We start from the raw sequence: 18,882 nt of genomic DNA, 5'->3' as shown, positions 1-18,882 counted from the left end.
CATCAAACATCGCTACTATTTTCTTTAATTTGTAAAAACAAAACTGACTCATGCTATTTGAAACAAACAAAACAGATGCTTCTGTTTTATACAAATTGTTAACGGGAATCATCATTCCACGACCCATTGGTTGGATTTCAACAATAGATGGTAACGGAATCAGCAACCTTGCTCCTTTTTCCTATTTTAATATGGTTTCGAGCGATCCACCTTGTGTGATGTTTTCCACCAGAAGAGACAATAACAAAAATAAAGACACATTAAATAATGTTCTGCAAAACGGCCAATTTGTTGTGAATTTGGTTACGTTAGACGTTGTGGAACAAATGAATGCCACTTCTGAAGCTGTGGATGCCATTGTAGATGAATTTGAATTGGCCAACTTAACACCGATTGATTCGACTTCCATAAAACCTAAACGCGTTAAGGAAAGTCCCATTCATTTGGAATGCGAAATGATTCATCATTATTTTATCGACAATAATGAGGGAGGCGGAGCTTGTATTGTCATTGGCAAAATAAAAACCATTCATATTGACGATACTATTTTGATGGAAAATAACCGCATCAATTTAGATGTATATAAACCGGTGGCTCGTTTGGCGGGTTCTAATTATAGTACGTTGGGGGAGCTTTTTTCAATTAAAAGAGCGTAAAATTTAGGAACACGGATTTTAAAAATTGGAGAAATTAAAAGAATAGAATTTTTAAAATTTTATAAATTTCTTTAATCGGTGTTCAAATGAGAGAACACGGATTTTAAAAATTGGAGAAATCTGAAAAATTAAAAACTAAATTGATTTTTAAAATTTTATAAATTTCTTTAATCTGTGTTCAAAAAATACAGACTACCGATTTATGAAATTTGAGAAATATAAAAATTAAATAAAAACTACAATGAACACAATCATTCCCCCTTCGGGGGTTAGGGGGCTAAAAATAACCGTAATCGGCGGCGGACCGGGCGGACTCTACTTTTCCATACTAACCAAAAAAGCAATGCCTCATTGCCAAATTGATGTATACGAACGCAACAAACCCGAAGATAGTTTCGGTTTTGGCGTAGTATTCTCTGATGAGACTTTGGGCGAATTTTTAATGCGTGACTTACAATCCTATGAACTCATTCGAAGTGAATTTGCCTATTGGGATGATATTATAGTAGCTCGTGACGGACAAAACGTGAGTATCTCCGGAAATGGTTTTTGCGGCTGTTCACGAAAAACATTGCTAAAATTATTACATCAACGTTGCCGTGAAGAAGGTGTGAATCTGCATTTTGAACAAAATGTAGACGATTTAAGTCAGTTTGCTGATTCTGATATCATCGTAGCTTGCGACGGAATTGGAAGTACCATACGAACACAATTTGCATCCGAATTTGGCACCAAAATCGAACTCAAGAAAAACCGTTTTGTATGGTTGGGATCGACTAAGCCTTTGGATGCGTTTACCTATTTTTTCAGAACAACCCCTTTCGGAACCATTGTCGCTCACACCTATCAATACGAAGAGGGAATGAGCACGTGGATTTTTGAATGTAGTGATGAAACTTGGCAAAATATCGGCTTTGAAGTCACCAACGAAGAAGATACGATTAAAAAAATAGCAGAGATTTTTAAAGAAGAGTTGGACGGACATTCGCTCATTTCCAACAAATCACATTGGCGACAATTTCCGCACGTGACCAATGAAAGATGGTCGCACAACAACATTGTTTTATTAGGCGATGCCAAAGCAACCGCCCACTACTCCATTGGTTCGGGAACCAAATTAGCTATGGATTCAGCAATCGGTTTATCCGATGCCGTAATTGCAAACCCCAATAATGTGCAAGCAGCTTTTGAACACTATGACAAAACTCGCAGAAATACGGTAGAAATGATTCAGTATGCCGCTCTCGTTTCCTTAGATTGGTTTGAAAATATGGATCGACACATGCAACATCCTTTCTATCAGTTTGCCTTTGGTTGCATGACTCGTTCCAAAAAAGTGACGTTTGAAAATCTTCAAATTAGAGACAAATCATTTACGGATAAAGTTGTAAATGAATTTTTTGAAACTCAAAACCCCCAACTCCCAACTCCCAACTCAAAATCGGCTGCTTTTACACCTTTCAAGTTAAGGGAATTAGAATTGGCAAACCGGATTGTAATGGCTCCGATGGGACAATATTCTGCCGAAAATGGTTTGGTTAACGATTGGCATTTAGTACACTATGGAAGTCGAGCCACCGGTGGAGTTGGATTAATTGTAACCGAAATGACAGCTGTTTCAGCATCCGGACGTATCACTTTAGGTTGTACAGGTATTTATGATGAAAATCAAGTAATTGAATGGAAAAAAATAACAGATTTTATTCATCAACATACACAAACTAAAATCGGAATCCAACTCGGACATTCCGGACGAAAAGGAGCGATTAAAAAACCATGGGAAGGACAAAACGAACCAATTGAAAAGGCTTGGGAATTACTTGCTGCCTCTCCTATTCCATTCCATTCCAAAATGGCAACTCCGAAGGAAATGACTTTGGATGATATGAATCAAATTACTGCTGAATTTGTCCAAGCTACTAAAAAAGCTGAACAAGCCGGTTTTGATTTAATCGAATTACAAGGGCATCACGGATTTTTATTGGCTTCGTTTTTATCACCATTGACAAATACACGTAGTGATGAATTTGGAGGAACTATTGAAAACCGAATCAAATTCCCATTACGAGTTTTTATGGAAATGCGAAATGTTTTTCCTCCACATAAACCCATGTCGGTTCGTGTTTCCGCTTCCGATTGGGCAGAAAATGGCATTTCTGAAGAAGTGGTAATTTATATTGCCAACGCTTTCAAAAATGCCGGTGCTGATATCATCAACGTTTCCACCGGAAATACAGTAGAAAACCAAAAACCGCAAATGGGCAGAATGTGGCAAACACCTTTTTCAGATTTGGTTCGAAATACGGTTCACATTCCAACGATAACCGCAGGTTACATTCAAGACATTGATCAAATCAACACCATCATTTTAAATCGTAGAGCTGATTTGGTAGCGTTGGGCCGACCTTTATTAGCCGATGCGAATTTTGTTAGAAATGCTCAAGCCTATGAAAATGTAAAAACGGACGCTATTCCATTACAATATAAAATGGGAAGTTCGCATTTGTATCCATTGAAAGCTTCAGAACGCAAACAGATGGAAGGAATGAAAAAAGCTTTAAAGCCGAAGAGTAATAAGAAAGATTAATTTAAATCTCAGCAACTCAGTTTCTTTGCAACTAAAGAAAATGAAAGAAAAAAAATCTAAAATAGAAGTTCAAGGTTTAGAAATAACTATTGTTTTTAAAAACAATGAAGACTTTATTTCAATTACTGATATCGCACGTCAGCGTGATGCAGAGCGAAGTGATTATATTCTTCAAAATTGGTTGCGTAATAGAAGTACAATTGAATTTATTGGTCTATGGGAACAACTTAATAACCCAAATTTTAATTCCATCGAATTCGATGGAATTAAAAATTTAGCAGGTTCAAATAGTTTTTCTTTAACTCCAAAAAGATGGATAGAATCCACAAATGCAATTGGAATAATATCTAAAACAGGCAGATACGGTGGAACTTATGCACATAAAGACATTGCATTTGAATTTGCTTCTTGGATTTCTGCTGCATTCAAGCTTTATCTAATTAAAGAATTTCAACGATTAAAAGAAGACGAAAATAATAAGATGTCTTTGGAGTGGAATGTGAATAGAACTTTATCCAAACTCAATTATCGAATTCATACAGATGCTATTAAAGAACATATTATTCCGAACAATATCACTAAAGAACAAGCAAATTATGTTTATGCAAGCGAAGCAGATGTTTTAAATGTTGCTTTATTTGGAAAAACAGCAAAACAATGTCGTGATGAAAATCCAAAATCAGAAGGAAATATTCGGGATTATGCAACAATTGAACAACTGTTAGTATTAGCAAATATTGAAAGCTTAAATGCTGAATTTATCCGAATGAAATTAATTCAAAAAGAAAGATTATTAAAGCTAAATCACATTGCAATTGTTCAATTAAAATCAATTTCTACTAATAAAAATATTGAAAAATTAATTGAATAGCAATGAAAGATTACACAGATAACTTCGCTCACAATTCCTTACCAAGCATCGACTTGCAACCCACCTATTTAAAAGGAAAGTACGAAACCGAAATGCTCAATTGTGTCGAACGTCTTTTGGATTTTCACATCAAAAATGGGAATGGAAATTCACCTTGCCTTCATACGTTTGAAGAAACCTGGACGTATCAAGCGTTATATGAAAAAGCGAATCAAATTGCTCATGTATTAGTTGACGATTTGAGTCTGCAATCCGGAAATCGGGTTTTGTTACGTTCAGCCAATAATCCCATGATGGTCGCTTGCTGGTTTGCTGTTTTAAAAGCGGGAGGAATTGTAGTTGCCACTATGCCTTTGCTTCGATCCAAAGAATTAAACACCATTATCGATTGTGCTGAGATTGCTATTGCCTTGTGCGATAAAGAACTGGAGGAAGAAATGCATTTGGTAAAATCATCCTTTTTACAAAAAACCTGTTTCTATGGCAATGCACAATTAGAACATTTGATGGCAACCAAACCAAAAACATTTGATAACTTTCACTCCAAAGCTGATAGTGTGGCGTTAATAGGATTTACTTCCGGAACAACCGGTTTGCCTAAAATGACGGCTCATTACCACAAAGATATATTAAACATCTGCGAGGCTTTTCCAAACTATTCGCTTCAACCCACTGCAAAAGATGTTTTTACCGGAAGTCCACCCATCGGTTTTACCTTTGGATTAGGCGGATTGGTACTGTTTCCTTTATATTTTGGTGCTTCCACATTTTTGATTGAAAAACCTACACCGGATATTTTGCTGCAAGCCATTCAAGACCATAAAATCACCATTTGTTTCACGGCTCCAACAGCTTGGCGAATCATCACTACAAAAGTGAAAGACTATGATATTTCCAGCTTACGCAAATGTGTCTCTGCCGGAGAAACCTTGCCATTAAAAGTTTGGGAAGATTGGTACAACGCCACCGGTTTAAAAATTATTGATGGAATTGGTGCGACAGAAATGCTACACATTTTTATTTCTTCGAACGAAGCGAACATGAAACCAGGCTCAACCGGTCAAGCTATCACAGGTTATGAAGCAAAAATAATTGACAATGATGGAAATGAAGTTTTAACCAATGAACCCGGCCGTTTAGCCGTTCGTGGAATCACGGGTTGTAAATACTTAAATCGGAGTGAAAAACAGCAAGAATACGTTCAAAATGGTTGGAACATAACCGGAGATATTTTCAAACAAGATGAAGACGGTTACTTCTGGTTTGTGGCTCGTGGGGACGATATGATCATATCTTCCGGCTATAATATTGCGGCAATTGAAGTAGAATCCGTACTTTTAACCCACGAAGATATTCTTGAATGTGCCGTAGTGGGTTTACCCGATGACGCACGTGGCATGTTGGTTTGTGCTCATATCGTATTGAAAGATAGAGATAAAGCAACAGATAACATGAAAAACCATATCCAACACTGGTTCAAAGAAATAGCCGCTCCATATAAATACCCGAGAGTGATTTATTTTACGGAGGATTTACCAAAAACGGAGACGGGGAAAATACAGAGGTTTAAGCTGAAGTAAGGAGTATTAAAATGAGAGTATTAAGTATTAAGATATTACAAATAGTATGATTTTCACCAAACTAGAAAAAATAAAATTCAAACACATCGACTACGCAGGCATTGTGTTCTATCCGCGTTTTCTGGAAATGCTCAATGATTTAGTAGAAGATTGGTTTGAAGAAGCACTCGACCGCCCTTTTTCTAAAATGCATGAAACGAACGGTATTCCAACAGTTGATTTGAAGATACAGTTTAAAAATCCTGCTCGTTTAGGCGAAGTTTTAACCAAAAAATTGTGGGTAATTGAACTCAGAAACTCCTCTGTGTTGTGCGGATTTCAATTCGTTAATGGAAACGACGCAATTGTTTTAGAAGGCGAAGTTACCCTCGTGAATGTAAAAATCGCCGAAAACCGTGAGAAAATCAAAGCGGAAGGTTTTACTGAAGAAATGAAGGGGAAAATTTCAAATTTCAAAATATAAAATTGGAACACGGATTTTAAAAATTGAAGAAATTGAAAAAATAATTTTAAAAATTTCTTAGATCTGTGTTCAAAACTTAAAAAAAGGAACACTGATTTTGAAAATTAGAGAAATAAAAAAAATAAATTTTAAAGATTTTTCAAATTTTATTAATCTGTGTTCAAAAAAAGATAACAATCATGATTCAATTCCACAAATTCAAAGCCGCCGCCGTCCAAACTTCCCCAGTTTTTTTAAACGTTGAAAAAACCATTGAAAAAGCCATTTCTTTCATCAAAGAAGCAAGTTCAAATGGTGCTCAATTAATTGCTTTCCCGGAAGTGTTTGTCGCCGGATATCCTTATTGGAACTGGATTATGACACCCGTGCAAGGCAGTAAATGGTACGAACAATTATATAAAAATTCAGTCGCAGTTACCGATGAGTCGATGAAACCACTATTCAAAGCGGCGAAAGATTTCAATATGCATGTTATTATCGGAATCAATGAACGTGGCGATAGTTATGGCGAAATTTACAACACCAATCTCATCATCGATAATAATGGAAATCTCATCGGAAAACACCGGAAGTTAGTTCCTACTTGGGCAGAGAAACTCACATGGTCAAGCGGTGATGGTTCGTCTTTAAAAGTTTATAAAACAGAAATAGGTCCCATCGGTACCTTAGCTTGTGGCGAAAATACTAATACGTTAGCACGATTTACGTTATTATCACAAGGCGAATTGATTCACATTGCCAATTATATTTCACTCCCTGTGGCTCCACCCGATTATAACATGGCGGAAGCGATTAAAATACGTGCCGCTGCACATTCGTTTGAAGGAAAGCTATTTACAGTAGTTTCTTGCTCAACTATTTCCAAAGAAATAATGGACGCTTTAAAACCCGATGTCCCGAATATCGAAGAACTATTGACCCGCAAAAGTTCCGCTTTCTCCGGAATTATCGGTCCAAACGGAGCTGTTGTGGGCGAACCATTAATTGATGATGAAGGAATTGTGTATGCCAATATCGACTTGGAAAAATGCATTCAACCTAAACAAATGCACGATATTTTGGGACATTACAATCGATTTGATATCTTTGATTTACGTGTAAATACCGCACCTACGAGAAAGATTACGTTTATTGATAATCATGAGGAGTTTACTAGAAGGTAGTGCTAAGTAGTAAGATTGTGGTAGTAAGTATTAAGATTGAAGTATTAAGTATTAAGACTATTGTATAATGTATAATTGTATACTGTAAAGTAATATAGTAAGAAATGGACGCAAAACATTCAGACGACCAATACGGAAGAGCTCGAGTACAAGATTCGCCCGAACTCGAAGCCTATTATAAAGAATTAGAAAGCCTTGGTGCCGGTGCTTTATGGACGGTAGCCAACGATATCGAACCTTGGGAGCCACGAGCCTACTCTGTTCCGATGCTTTGGAAATACGACAATTTACGGTCTTTGGTACTTAAATCATCCGAACTAGTAACTCCGGAACAAGCAGGACGCCGAGTGGTGTATCTGGTGAATGACAAACGAAAAGACCTAGCTGCCGCTGTAGGTTGGCTCTACACCGGAATTCAAGTCACACGTCCAGGTGAATTTACCTCTGCTCACCGCCATCGTGCCTCTGCCCTACGCTTTATCATGGAAGGTGAAAAAGGTTATACCGTGGTAGATGGCAATAAAATCATGTTGGAAGTCAATGATTTTGTGATTACTCCCAATTCCACATGGCATGAACACGGTGTGGAAGAAGGCGGAAAAACCTGCATTTGGCAAGACGGACTCGATATTCCACTCGTAAACGCCTTGGAAGCCAATGATTATGCGGTTTATGATGGCAAACAGGAATTGGTTGCCTCGGTAAACTATTCACCGATAACGTATGGTTGTGCTGGACTGATTCCAGCGGATAAAACTTGGGACAAACCCTATTCGCCACTTTTTAAATACTCTTGGTCAAAAGTATATCCGGCTTTGTTGGAAACTCAAAAAGTAAATGAAGTTAATTCGTTTGACGGACTTTTCATGAAGTATTCCAATCCGCTAACGGGAGGTCATGTGATGCAAACGATGGGAGCTTCGATGCAATTATTACCCGCCAGTTTCAGAGGAAAAGCTCACAAGCATACCGGTTCGTTTGTGTACCAATGTGCCAAAGGAAAAGGGTATTCCATCATCAACGGACAACGATTTGATTGGAAAGAACGCGATATATTCTGTGTTCCTTCTTGGGCTTGGCACGAACACCACAATGCCTCCGATTCGGAAGATGCTTGTCTGTTTTCATTTAATGATTTACCGGTGATTGAAAAATTAGGATTGTATCAGGAAAAAGAATTAACGGAGAACAACGGTTATCAAAAACTTTCGTAAAAAAAAACTAACTATGAAAAAAATAATTTTGTTTCTATTCCTACTACCGATTCTTTCTGTTTGTTCTCAAACAAAGAATTTCATTGATTTACCTTACTTGGAAACCTCAGCGAAAGTAGATACTTTGGTGATTCCTGATAAAATTTATTTAACCATTCTATTAACTGAAAAAGATACAAAGGGAAAAATATCTTTAGAAGAGTTAGAAACAAAAATGGTTAACAAATTGAAAGCTATGGGAATTGATGTCTCGAAACAGTTAATATTAACGGATTTATCAAGTGATTTTAAAAAGTATTTTCTAAAACAACAAGATGTTCAGAAAGCTAAAATGTATTCCGTGCTAGTTTATGATGCAAAAACGGCAGGAAGAATTATTATTGAATTGGAAAAAGAAAATATTTCAAATATACTACTCGACAGAACAGAATATTCTAAAATGGAGGAATTAAAATTAGAATTAAAAGGTAGAGCTGTTTTGAAAGCAAAACAAAGTGCTGTTGCTATGTTAATACCACTTAATCAAAAAGTAGGAACGGCAATTTATGTGTCAGATACAAATAGTAACATAACAAATGTATTGCAAGGAAGAGTTGCCGGTGTTACGATTAGAGGAAATGTAAGTTTGTTAGAATCCAAATATGAATACGCAGCAGATGAAATAGAATTTGAAAAAATTAAAGTTGAATCTGAAGTATTTGTGAAATTTAAAATTGAATAACATTAACCAAACCTTAGAACCTTAGTTCCTCAGTACCTTAGAACCTTTAAAAAAATGAAACTACTTACCTATACATACGAAAACTCACAACCAAGACTTGGTTTCCTTCATAACAACTTAGTAATCGACATGGAAGATTTTGGTGAAATATCCAATTTTCCATTGCCAATTGATATGTTGGATTTAATAGATCTGGGATTTGAAATCATTGAAGAAATCACAGAAATGGTGAAAGAAACTCGTGAAATTGACTTCGAGCAAATAGGTTATGAACTCAGTGAAGTGGAAATCATGGCTCCTATTCAGCGTCCACGTAAAAATATCATCGGAATTGGTTTAAATTATACAGAACATGTAGCGGAAAGTGCACGAACGTTGGACACCACAGGCAAACTACCCCAAAAACCAATCATCTTTTCTAAACCACCCACAACGGTTACGGGTACCAATACGAATATTTTAATGAATCCAAAACTAACCCAACAATTAGATTGGGAAGTGGAATTGGCAGTAGTTATTGGTAAAAAAGGGAAATATGTTCCTAAAAAAGATGCGTTGGATTACGTGTATGGCTATACGGTTATCAACGACATCTCTGCACGTGATTGCCGCAGAGAAGGCCAATGGATTGTTTCCAAAGGTCAGGACACCTTTGCACCGATGGGTCCGTATTTGGTGACCAAAGATGAGATTCCCAATCCGCACAACTTAAACTTATCATTGAAATTGAACGGAGTAGAAAAACAAAACTCTAATACGCAATTTCTACTATTTAACATCAATGACTTGATTGAAGATTTAAGTACGGTATTTACATTAGAACCCGGAGACATTATCGCAACCGGAACGCCTTCGGGTGTTGGTGCAGGTCGAAATCCTCAAGAATGGTTGCACGATGGTGATGTGGTTGAAGCCACTGTAGAAGGTATTGGAACGATTGTAAATACGGTTAAAGAAGTATAGTAGCGCTGCAATAAATTTTACTCAAAAAAATACAAAAGGTGCATGAAATAATTATAGAATCTCCAATTGCTGTGGTATTGCTGGGCGCAGTAATTCTGGCTATTATTTATCATATTGTCATGTATTTTTATAATCGTGATGAACTATTAATTCATTATTTACTTTATCTTTTTTTTACAGGTGTCTTTGTTTTACAAAGGACAAGGTTTATATATTATTGGACTAACCCTGAAATTGAAAAAACTATTTATGACTATTTAAACGAACCATTTCAAATCATTTATTTAGCAAGTTATTTTAACTTTATTCTGCAATCAATTGAAGTTAAAAAATCAAAAAATACGTTTTTATATCATTCTTGGATAGCCATTCTCACGATTTTAATAGGATACTCAATTATTTTTGTTATCGCGAAACTCTTTTTCAAATTCGAAAATTATGGTATTTGCTTTATTGCTATTCGTGTTTTTATATTTTTCCTCACGTTTATAATGCTGTGGCAATGTTTCAGATTACGCCACATCACTTTTCAACTTTTCATATTAATCGGTAGTGCCCTATATTTTGTATTTGGGATTATAAGTTTTATATCAAACCTAAATCTATCTAACGACATGAGTATTTATCCACCCGAATGGCTAATGATAGGCAGCTTTATCGATATCATTTTCTTTTCAATAGCAATGAGTTATCGGAATAAAAAACAATTCGAAAGTATGAGTTTAGCTTTATTAAAAGATGCAAATGAAATCATTGCCATGCAAAAAATTGTTTTAGAAAAACAAACCGCTCTCGAAAATGAACGCAATAGAATTGCCCTAGACATGCATGATGATATGGGTAGTGGATTAACTAAAATTAATTATTTAAGTCAAATGGCGATTTCTAAAGTTGATGTCGATGAAAATTTGAGAAAAATCAATCAGACTTCATCCGAATTAGTAACTAATATGAGTGAAATTATATGGGCGATGAAAGAAGATAATAACACCCTAGCCGATTTAATTTCTTTTGTTAAAATTGAAGCGGTGGAGTACCTGGAAAGTAATAATATTGCTGTAATAATCAGTATTCCTGATAATAGCGAAAATGTAAACATCAATGGCAATAACCGAAGAAGTATTTATATGGTAATTAAAGAAGCACTTCACAATATTGTAAAACACGCACAAGCAAATCAAGTATACATTCATTTTACTCTAAGAGATGAAATGATTGAAATACACATCATAGATAATGGTGTTGGTTTTCATCAAAACAATATCACAATTGTCAATAATGGCTTGAAAAATATGGAACAAAGAGTAAAAAAGATGAACGGTACGTTGTCTATTCTATCTCAAAATGGCACAACAATTCAAGTTAGCTTACCATTGAAGGAGTTGCTTTAACCAAAATCAACCAAAAGGACTATTGTCATAAATTTTAAAAAAAAGTTATTTTGTTTATAAATTAAAGCTAATGATAAACATTTGTATAATTGAAGATATTGTTGAAATTCAAAAAGGCTTACAATCTATTATAGAAAGCGACCCTAAATTTCATTTACAGGCATGCTTTTTTAATGCAGAGGAAGCCATACTCGCTTTGCCCAACCTAAATCCAGATGTGGTGATTACCGATATTAATTTACCCAAAAAAACAGGAATAGATTGTGTAGCAGAAGTAAAAATTAGTTGTCCAAACATTCAATTTATTATGTTTACGATTTATGAAGATAATGATCAGGTATTTGATGCGCTCAAAGCTGGAGCAAGCGGTTATATTCTTAAGAATACAAACCCACAAAAAATTATTGAAGCAATAATTGAACTTCATGAAGGGGGTAGCCCAATGTCTCCTAAAATTGCTCGAAAAGTATTATCAACTTTTAATACCATTTCAAACAATTCAATCCTTAGCTTACTTTCTAAAAGAGAATTAGAAGTATTAGAGTTTTTAAGTAAAGGATTTCTTTATAAGGAAATTGCTGACAAACTCTTTATTTCGCTGAGTACAGTCAAACGTCACTTAAACCATATTTATTCAAAATTGCAAGTTCAAAACAAAACCGAAGCTGTAAATAAATTATACGGTAAAAGCTAAAAAATGATACAAAAGGTTGATTGACATAGCTAATTAATTATTATAGGTTTACCTAAAAAAATATAGCTTTGAAAAAGATTTACACTTCATTAATTATAGCTTTTTTTACCATCAACTGCTACTCTCAAGTTGGTATCGGCACTACTTCTCCTAATTCGTCTTCAATTTTGGATATTAATTCAAATTCTTCTGGACTTCTTATACCAAGAGTTAGTTTAAGTGATGTCACAAATTCAACATCTCCCATAGTATCTCCAGCGGTAAGTCTTTTGGTATACAATACAAATCCCTTTTTAGTTGGCGGAAATGGCGTTGGTTATTATTATTGGAATGGTTCCTTTTGGGCAAAATTAGTTTCTACCAATGATGAAAAGTGGAACAGAAATGCCTTTGGACAACTTTATCCAACTAACGTAAATGATATTGTTGGCATTGGCACCAATAATCCGTTTACAAATTTGCATATTGTATCCAGTTCATCCAATCCTGTAATTTTTGATGGTGGCGATGATTTGTTTATTTCCTTTGCTGAAAACGGAATCTATAGGGGTTATTTTGGAAGTTATGCTGGTAACGCAAATGACATCGAATTTGGTACTTATAGTGGAAATTTTGGCTCGATTCACTTAACTACAAATAACACCCCAAAACTAACTGTTTTGAATAATGGAAATGTTGGAATAGGCATAACAAATCCTTCAACAAAACTGGATGTTCAAGGAGGAAATGCAACTTTAAATAATACGATAATTGGAGAAATGGGTTTTGGTAGTATTTGGGCAGGTTTTGCTCATCAAAACCAAGCAAACGCAACTGGATATGGTTTTTTACATTCTAATGATGGGAACTTTGCTCTAATAAACAAAGAAAATACTGGTTTAGGGTATATTGGCATTAGAGTTGGAAACATCGATAAGGCAGTTATTACTAATGATGGTAATATGGGAATTGGAACTACAGATCCTGCTCAAAAACTAGACGTTATAGGAAAAGTAAAAATTACCGATGGAACTCAAGCAGCAGGAAGAATTTTAGCTTCAGATGCGAATGGAGTGGGTACTTGGGTCAACAATAGTGCAATAAAACCTGCTGTTATTGGAGTCTTTGCTGGTGGTGGTGCTAGCTTTGGCAACGGAACTCCCGTAGGCACACAAAGTGCCATGAATTATTGTAATGTTTATATCGATTTACCCCCCGGTAAGTGGATTGTATTTGGCACCTATCTTCTTGCTGGAGCAACTACCCTTTCGAGCGGTCAAAGTATCTTTGTACGAACAACACTATCAGTAAGCAATTCATTTGTTTCAAATCCTGATATTGTTTCTGGTGGATTAGTTTCAGGCATATTAGCTGGGCCGACTGATTTTGGTTTAGCCAATGGACAAACTGTAGTCAATAACACTAGCGGATCTACTAAACGCTATTACATGTGGGCAAATCTCCAAAAATATGGTTCTGTCGCAACATCATATAGTTTGTCGGGTGTAGGAAGCAATTTTTGGTCAGAAAATCAACTTTCAGCGATTCCAACAAATTAATTTAACGTGGGTTCGATAGTAGCTTTTTAAAAAATTGCGGTTAATAACTAAAATCAAGTAGTTTATTTTTTTCTGTTGTGACATAAAAAAGTAAATACGAAAAAATTGTAAGCCATTAAGAAATTAAGATTTGTTAAGATTAATGCTACTTAATTCCCTTAACTATCGTAAGGTTTTCAATAAAAAAAGTAATTTATTTTAAATCGAACTCACGTTACATTAGTCTAATTCTAAAAGTTCAATTAATAATTTAAATTCGTCAATTATTTTCTCTACTTTCGATTGCTAAAGTTTTTGAAATTTGATGATATGAAAAAATACAGAATAGGTCAAATCGTCCCTTCCTCTAATGTGACAATGGAAACTGAAATTCCAGCCATTTTTAGAGCCAGAGAGAGCATATTACCAGAACGCTTCACTTTTCACAGCAGCCGTATGCGCATGAAAAAAGTAACCAAAGAAGAATTAGAAGCCATGGACGCCATGAGTCTCAAATGTGCCCAAGAACTCTCAGATGCTCATGTAGATGTCATGGGTTATGCTTGTTTGGTAGCAATCATGAGTATGGGTCGTGGCTATCATTGTGTTTCGGAAGTGAATTTACATCAGGAAACTGTTGCCAACGACTTCCCTACTCCCATTGTGACTTCTGCCGGGGCTTTAATAAACGGCTTAAGAGTTTTAGGAGCCAAAAAAATATCGATTATTACACCGTATATGAGAGCTTTGACCGACAAAGTTGTTGATTACATTGAAGATCAAGGCATTCAGGTAAAAGAAAGCATTGCGTTGGAAATTCCTGATAACTTAGAAGTGGCGGCACAAAACCCTATGAACTTACTAGAAATCTACAAGCGTTTGGATTTAACCGGAGTGGATGTCTTAGTTGCCTCCGCTTGTGTGCAAATGCCTTCGTTGGAAGCCATTGATTTGATTCAAGCCGAGTGCGGAATTCCGGTGACCTCTGCTGCGGTTTGTACGACTTATGAAATGATGAAGAAATTAGGTATTGAAGCTAAATCGAGTATTGGTGGTGAATTACTGAATGGAAAGTATTAATGAGGCTATAGAATCAAATTAAAAATCCCAAATCCATTAAAATCATGATTTTGGATTTTTTTATGATTCAAAATAGTATTACAAAGAGGTCTATAATACCTCGATATCTTTAGATCACTTTTTTCATTTTTTTAGTTGAATTAAGCAAACATTTTATAAATATCAATTGGCTGATTTCTTTTTATTCTTTGGTTTGCCCTAAAATAATATTTCGCAATCCAGTTTTTAATTACGATGAATAAATCGACTCCAGTTTCACTAGGATTGAGATAAATGTATTGATATTTTAAGCTATGGTCTAGTTAATATAAGGTAAATTAATTATATCTTTAAATTCATACCAAGCTAATTTCATCAAAAAGCTTAAGCACATCAAACTTTATGAAGTTGTTTCGACAGATGCTTCACTTGCTTTTATAAATATTGTTATTGCGTTTGTTTCTGTTCAAATTTTAATTTGATTACACAGGGTGTTTTAGAAATCAATTGAAAAAATAAACCTTTATACTAATACGCCACCAACTCTAACAATTCTTTTTCAAATCGTCCTTTAGCCATGTATTGATCTTCTAAGGCTTTCACAAAAGGTATCGGTGATTCTAAACTGCCTACTCGGCGAACAGGTCCATCTAAATGTTCAAAGCAATTTTCCATAATCATTGCTGATATATCGCTGGCTATTCCGCCAAACAAGGAGTCTTCTTGCAGGATGATGCATTTGTTTGTTTTCTTGACGGAAGCATATATTGCTTCGGCATCTAAGGGTTGTAAGGTTCTTAAATCTACTAAATCGGCACTAATCTCGGGATGAAGAGCCAGTGTTTCCAAAGCCCAATGCACACCTGCTCCGAACGAGATGATGGTGACCTGAGAGCCCTCTTTTAATAAAGCGGCTTTACCAAACGGAATGGTGTAATAGTCTATGGGAACTTCTTGATAGATGCTTCGATAAAGGCTCTTGTGTTCAAAATACATCACCGGATTCGGGTCGTTAATAGCAGTGTTTAATAGTCCTTTTGCATCATATGGAAATGCGGGATAGACTACTTTTAATCCGGGTGTTTTGGTGAACCAAGCCTCGTTGGTTTGCGAGTGAAACGGTCCTGCTTGAGAACCACCGCCACAAGGCATCCGCACGACCACATCGGCACTTTCCTGCCAGCGGTAATGCACCTTTGCTAAATAATTCACGATGGGATTGAATCCTGTTGATACGAAATCAGCAAACTGCATCTCGACAATGGCTTTATAACCGTTGATGGACAAGCCCATTCCGGCTGAAACAACAGCACTTTCGCAAATAGGTGTGTTGCGAACACGTTCTTTTCCAAAGAGATTAACAAAACCATCAGTCACTTTAAATGCTCCACCATATTCGGCAATATCCTGCCCCATTAAAACTAAGTTAGCATGGCGTTCCATGGATTGTTTTAAACTTTGTGTAATGGCATCGATTACACGAATGCTCTCAACTTTATCGTCGTATTTAAATTCCTCAAAATCATAGGGTTTATATACATCATTTAATTCTTCACTCAAATCAGCAATAATATCCGGTTCGTCAAAAGCAATGTGTATATTTTCATCTATTTCCTGTTTGTAAGCAGTATGGATAGCTTCATCATAAGCAATGGTTAGCAAACCGATTTCTTTTAAATACTCACGGTAATTGTCTAATGGATCTTTTAGAGCCCACTCATCCATTAAATCCTGCGGAACATATTTTGTTCCACTAGCCTCTTCATGCCCACGCATTCTGAAGGTTTGAAACTCCAACAAAACAGGTCGTGGATTTTCTCGCAACGACGTTGCTAAATCAGAAACTTTAGTATAAACTTCTAAAATATTATTCCCGTCTATAATATGACTTTCCATACCATAGCCAATTCCTTTGTCTGCTAAATTGGTACAACGGTATTGTTCATTTGTTGGTGTTGATAAACCATATCCATTATTTTCTATGACAAACAACACGGGTAAGTCCCAAACGGCGGCAATGTTTAAAGCCTCATGGAAATCCCCTTCGCTGGTTGCTCCTTCTCCGGTAAATACGGCAGTTATTTTTCCGTTTTTCTTTAACTTATTGGCTAAGGCTATTCCATCGGCCACGCCCAATTGTGGGCCTAAATGCGATATCATTCCAATGATTTTGAACTCTTGCGTACCGAAATGGAAAGAACGGTCTCTTCCTTTGGTGAAACCGCTTTTCTTGCCTTGCCATTGGGCAAATAATCGGTGTAGGGGAATTTCCCGCGTGGTGAAAACACCCAAATTACGATGCATGGGAAGGATGTATTCATCTTTGTTTAACGCAGAAGTTATGCCTACCGAAATGGCTTCCTGACCAATGCCGGAGAACCATTTAGAGACTTTTCCCTGACGAAGCAGAATGAGCATCTTTTCTTCGATTAAACGAGGTTTGAGTAAACGAATATATAAATCAAGTAAGGTTGTGTCGGAAAGGTCTCTTCTATCAAAAATCATAGTATCGCTATTTTTAAACGCTCCCAAAAGTACAAAAAATAACAAATTTTAAATAGATTGTTATACTTTTTTAAAAGCGGTTTTCAGTGATGTTCATAACTTTCAATTTTGCAGATAGAAATATTTATTTACATTTGTATTTACAAGCATTCAACTCACTTTGAGTTATTAACAATTAATCATTTAGTATGCAAAAAATTCCTAGTGTTGACTTGCGTGATTTCCTATCGGAAGACCCGATACGCAAACAAAAATTTGTAAATGAAATCGGAAAAGCTTATTCAGATATCGGTTTTGTAGCCTTAAAAGGTCATTTTTTAGATGATCAATTGGTAGAAGATTTGTATAGGGAAGTCAAAAACTTTTTCTCATTGCCGTTGGAAGCCAAATCCAAGTATGAAATTCCCGGAATCGGCGGTCAAAGAGGTTATGTTTCCTTTGGTAAAGAGCATGCCAAAGGAAGATCGGCAGGTGATTTAAAAGAGTTTTGGCATTTTGGTCAGTATGTTGAAAAAGATTCCAAATATGCAGCGGAATATCCGAATAATGTGGAAGTGACTGAATTTCCAAAGTTCAACACCATTGGAAAAGAAGCCTATCAAATGTTGGAAAAAACCGGTATTTATGTGCTTCGTGCATTAGCTTTGTATTTAGGCTTGGATGAGTTCTATTTTGATAAATATGCTCATGAAGGTAATAGTATTTTACGACCGATTCATTACCCGCCAATCACAGACGAACCCAAAGATGCGGTTCGAGCAGCAGCTCACGGTGACATTAATTTAATTACCCTTTTGATGGGAGCTCAAGGAAAAGGTTTGCAAGTGCAAAACCACAACGGCGAATGGATTGATGCTATGGCTGAACCGGAAGAGTTAATGATTAATGTGGGCGATATGCTTTCGCGACACACGAATAATAAATTAAAATCAACCATTCATCAAGTAGTGAATCCACCGAGGGAATTATGGGGCACTTCTAGATATTCGATTCCGTTCTTTATGCATCCGGTAAGCGATATGCCACTCAATTGTTTGGAAAGCTGCATCGACGAAAACCATCCCAAATTATATGATGATATTACTGCGGGTGATTTTTTATATGAACGGTTGGTTGATTTGGGATTGATTAAGAAGTAATAAAACAGTTAAGTAGCTGAGTTGCTAAGTTACTGAGTTTTTTACTCAGAAACTTAGGAGCTCAGAAACTCAGAAACTAAATAAATGGATTTACAAGAACAACTCAAAAAACTCTTCCCCAATCACGAAGTTTCCAATGAACCGGAACCTTTTGAGGAAAAAAATCTCGAATTATATGTTCAAAAAGAACCAATGATTTGTCAATATGAAAAGCGAAAAGGTAAACCTACCACCATTATTTCAGGTTATGAAGGCACAGAGGAAGATTTTAAAATTTTGGCTAAAGAAATTAAGAGTAAATTAGCCGTTGGTGGTAGCTTCAAAGATGATGAAATAATCATACAAGGTGATTACCGTGA

16 protein-coding genes are annotated in these 18,882 nt (G+C 35.9%); 15 read left to right on the top strand and 1 reads right to left on the bottom strand.

Annotated features, from left to right (window positions below):
* The first annotated feature begins 50 nt into the window (after positions 1-50).
* The 13 genes from ACIQ2Z_RS10520 (at position 51) to ACIQ2Z_RS10460 (ending at position 14,900) form a co-directional block, all read left to right on the top strand.
* Positions 51-656, top strand: a complete 606-nt coding sequence (locus tag ACIQ2Z_RS10520) for a flavin reductase family protein (protein WP_396184100.1) — start codon at positions 51-53, stop codon at positions 654-656.
* 241 nt (positions 657-897) lie between these two features.
* Entirely contained in the window at positions 898-3,243 is a 2,346-nt protein-coding gene (locus ACIQ2Z_RS10515) for an FAD-dependent monooxygenase (protein ID WP_396184099.1), read from the top strand.
* Between the two features lie 40 nt (positions 3,244-3,283).
* A complete protein-coding gene (locus ACIQ2Z_RS10510; protein WP_396184098.1) occupies positions 3,284-4,114 on the top strand; it encodes a KilA-N domain-containing protein in 831 nt (276 codons plus the stop codon).
* Positions 4,115-4,116: 2 nt separating this feature from the next.
* Entirely contained in the window at positions 4,117-5,694 is a 1,578-nt protein-coding gene (locus ACIQ2Z_RS10505; RefSeq protein ID WP_396184097.1) for an AMP-binding protein, read from the top strand.
* A gap of 46 nt (positions 5,695-5,740) precedes the next feature.
* A complete protein-coding gene (locus ACIQ2Z_RS10500; protein WP_396184096.1) occupies positions 5,741-6,157 on the top strand; it encodes an acyl-CoA thioesterase in 417 nt (138 codons plus the stop codon).
* A gap of 179 nt (positions 6,158-6,336) precedes the next feature.
* Positions 6,337-7,320: a carbon-nitrogen hydrolase family protein gene (locus tag ACIQ2Z_RS10495; RefSeq protein WP_396184095.1), complete on the top strand. Its 984-nt coding sequence runs from the start codon at positions 6,337-6,339 to the stop codon at positions 7,318-7,320.
* Between the two features lie 104 nt (positions 7,321-7,424).
* Positions 7,425-8,534, top strand: a complete 1,110-nt coding sequence (locus ACIQ2Z_RS10490) for a cupin domain-containing protein (protein WP_396184094.1) — start codon at positions 7,425-7,427, stop codon at positions 8,532-8,534.
* A 13-nt stretch (positions 8,535-8,547) separates the two neighbouring features.
* The gene (locus ACIQ2Z_RS10485) at positions 8,548-9,255 is read left to right on the top strand and encodes an SIMPL domain-containing protein (protein WP_396184093.1); all 708 of its coding nucleotides are present in this window, start codon (positions 8,548-8,550) and stop codon (positions 9,253-9,255) included.
* A 54-nt stretch (positions 9,256-9,309) separates the two neighbouring features.
* Positions 9,310-10,218 (top strand): fumarylacetoacetate hydrolase family protein, encoded by a 909-nt coding sequence (locus ACIQ2Z_RS10480; RefSeq protein WP_396184092.1) that lies wholly within the window; start codon positions 9,310-9,312, stop codon positions 10,216-10,218.
* A gap of 38 nt (positions 10,219-10,256) precedes the next feature.
* Positions 10,257-11,609: a 7TM diverse intracellular signaling domain-containing protein gene (locus tag ACIQ2Z_RS10475; RefSeq protein WP_396184091.1), complete on the top strand. Its 1,353-nt coding sequence runs from the start codon at positions 10,257-10,259 to the stop codon at positions 11,607-11,609.
* Between the two features lie 70 nt (positions 11,610-11,679).
* Complete coding sequence (locus tag ACIQ2Z_RS10470) at positions 11,680-12,303, top strand: response regulator (RefSeq protein WP_396157465.1); 624 nt, start codon at positions 11,680-11,682, stop codon at positions 12,301-12,303.
* Positions 12,304-12,371: 68 nt separating this feature from the next.
* Positions 12,372-13,841 (top strand): hypothetical protein, encoded by a 1,470-nt coding sequence (locus tag ACIQ2Z_RS10465; RefSeq protein ID WP_396157467.1) that lies wholly within the window; start codon positions 12,372-12,374, stop codon positions 13,839-13,841.
* A 309-nt stretch (positions 13,842-14,150) separates the two neighbouring features.
* A complete protein-coding gene (locus tag ACIQ2Z_RS10460; protein WP_396184090.1) occupies positions 14,151-14,900 on the top strand; it encodes an Asp/Glu racemase in 750 nt (249 codons plus the stop codon).
* A gap of 507 nt (positions 14,901-15,407) precedes the next feature.
* On the opposite strand, the gene ACIQ2Z_RS10455 is transcribed toward ACIQ2Z_RS10460, so the two are convergent.
* A complete protein-coding gene (locus tag ACIQ2Z_RS10455) occupies positions 15,408-17,384 on the bottom strand; it encodes a thiamine pyrophosphate-dependent enzyme (RefSeq protein WP_396184089.1) in 1,977 nt (658 codons plus the stop codon).
* 188 nt (positions 17,385-17,572) lie between these two features.
* On the opposite strand from ACIQ2Z_RS10455, the gene ACIQ2Z_RS10450 reads away from it, so the two are divergent.
* Both ACIQ2Z_RS10450 and ACIQ2Z_RS10445 read left to right on the top strand, forming a co-directional pair.
* Positions 17,573-18,523, top strand: a complete 951-nt coding sequence (locus tag ACIQ2Z_RS10450) for an isopenicillin N synthase family dioxygenase (protein WP_396184088.1) — start codon at positions 17,573-17,575, stop codon at positions 18,521-18,523.
* An 84-nt stretch (positions 18,524-18,607) separates the two neighbouring features.
* A partial coding sequence (locus tag ACIQ2Z_RS10445; protein WP_396184087.1) for a translation initiation factor occupies positions 18,608-18,882 on the top strand: 275 nt, incomplete at its 3' end.

Origin of the sequence: Flavobacterium sp. (genome assembly GCF_044361015.1) — a bacterium.
Classification (GTDB): Bacteria; Bacteroidota; Bacteroidia; order Flavobacteriales; family Flavobacteriaceae; genus Flavobacterium.
Note: the sequence above shows the minus strand (reverse complement) of the source record. Positions and strands in the feature narration are given on the sequence as shown.

Coding starts and splice junctions, on each gene's coding strand:
- ACIQ2Z_RS10505 (WP_396184097.1), top strand. CDS start 4,117: ATGAAAGATTACACAGATAACTTCGCTCACAATTCCTTACCAAGCATC.
- ACIQ2Z_RS10485 (WP_396184093.1), top strand. CDS start 8,548: ATGAAAAAAATAATTTTGTTTCTATTCCTACTACCGATTCTTTCTGTT.
- ACIQ2Z_RS10450 (WP_396184088.1), top strand. CDS start 17,573: ATGCAAAAAATTCCTAGTGTTGACTTGCGTGATTTCCTATCGGAAGAC.
- ACIQ2Z_RS10510 (WP_396184098.1), top strand. CDS start 3,284: ATGAAAGAAAAAAAATCTAAAATAGAAGTTCAAGGTTTAGAAATAACT.
- ACIQ2Z_RS10460 (WP_396184090.1), top strand. CDS start 14,151: ATGAAAAAATACAGAATAGGTCAAATCGTCCCTTCCTCTAATGTGACA.
- ACIQ2Z_RS10455 (WP_396184089.1), bottom strand. CDS start 17,384: ATGATTTTTGATAGAAGAGACCTTTCCGACACAACCTTACTTGATTTA.
- ACIQ2Z_RS10480 (WP_396184092.1), top strand. CDS start 9,310: ATGAAACTACTTACCTATACATACGAAAACTCACAACCAAGACTTGGT.
- ACIQ2Z_RS10515 (WP_396184099.1), top strand. CDS start 898: ATGAACACAATCATTCCCCCTTCGGGGGTTAGGGGGCTAAAAATAACC.
- ACIQ2Z_RS10520 (WP_396184100.1), top strand. CDS start 51: ATGCTATTTGAAACAAACAAAACAGATGCTTCTGTTTTATACAAATTG.
- ACIQ2Z_RS10470 (WP_396157465.1), top strand. CDS start 11,680: ATGATAAACATTTGTATAATTGAAGATATTGTTGAAATTCAAAAAGGC.
- ACIQ2Z_RS10500 (WP_396184096.1), top strand. CDS start 5,741: ATGATTTTCACCAAACTAGAAAAAATAAAATTCAAACACATCGACTAC.
- ACIQ2Z_RS10490 (WP_396184094.1), top strand. CDS start 7,425: ATGGACGCAAAACATTCAGACGACCAATACGGAAGAGCTCGAGTACAA.
- ACIQ2Z_RS10495 (WP_396184095.1), top strand. CDS start 6,337: ATGATTCAATTCCACAAATTCAAAGCCGCCGCCGTCCAAACTTCCCCA.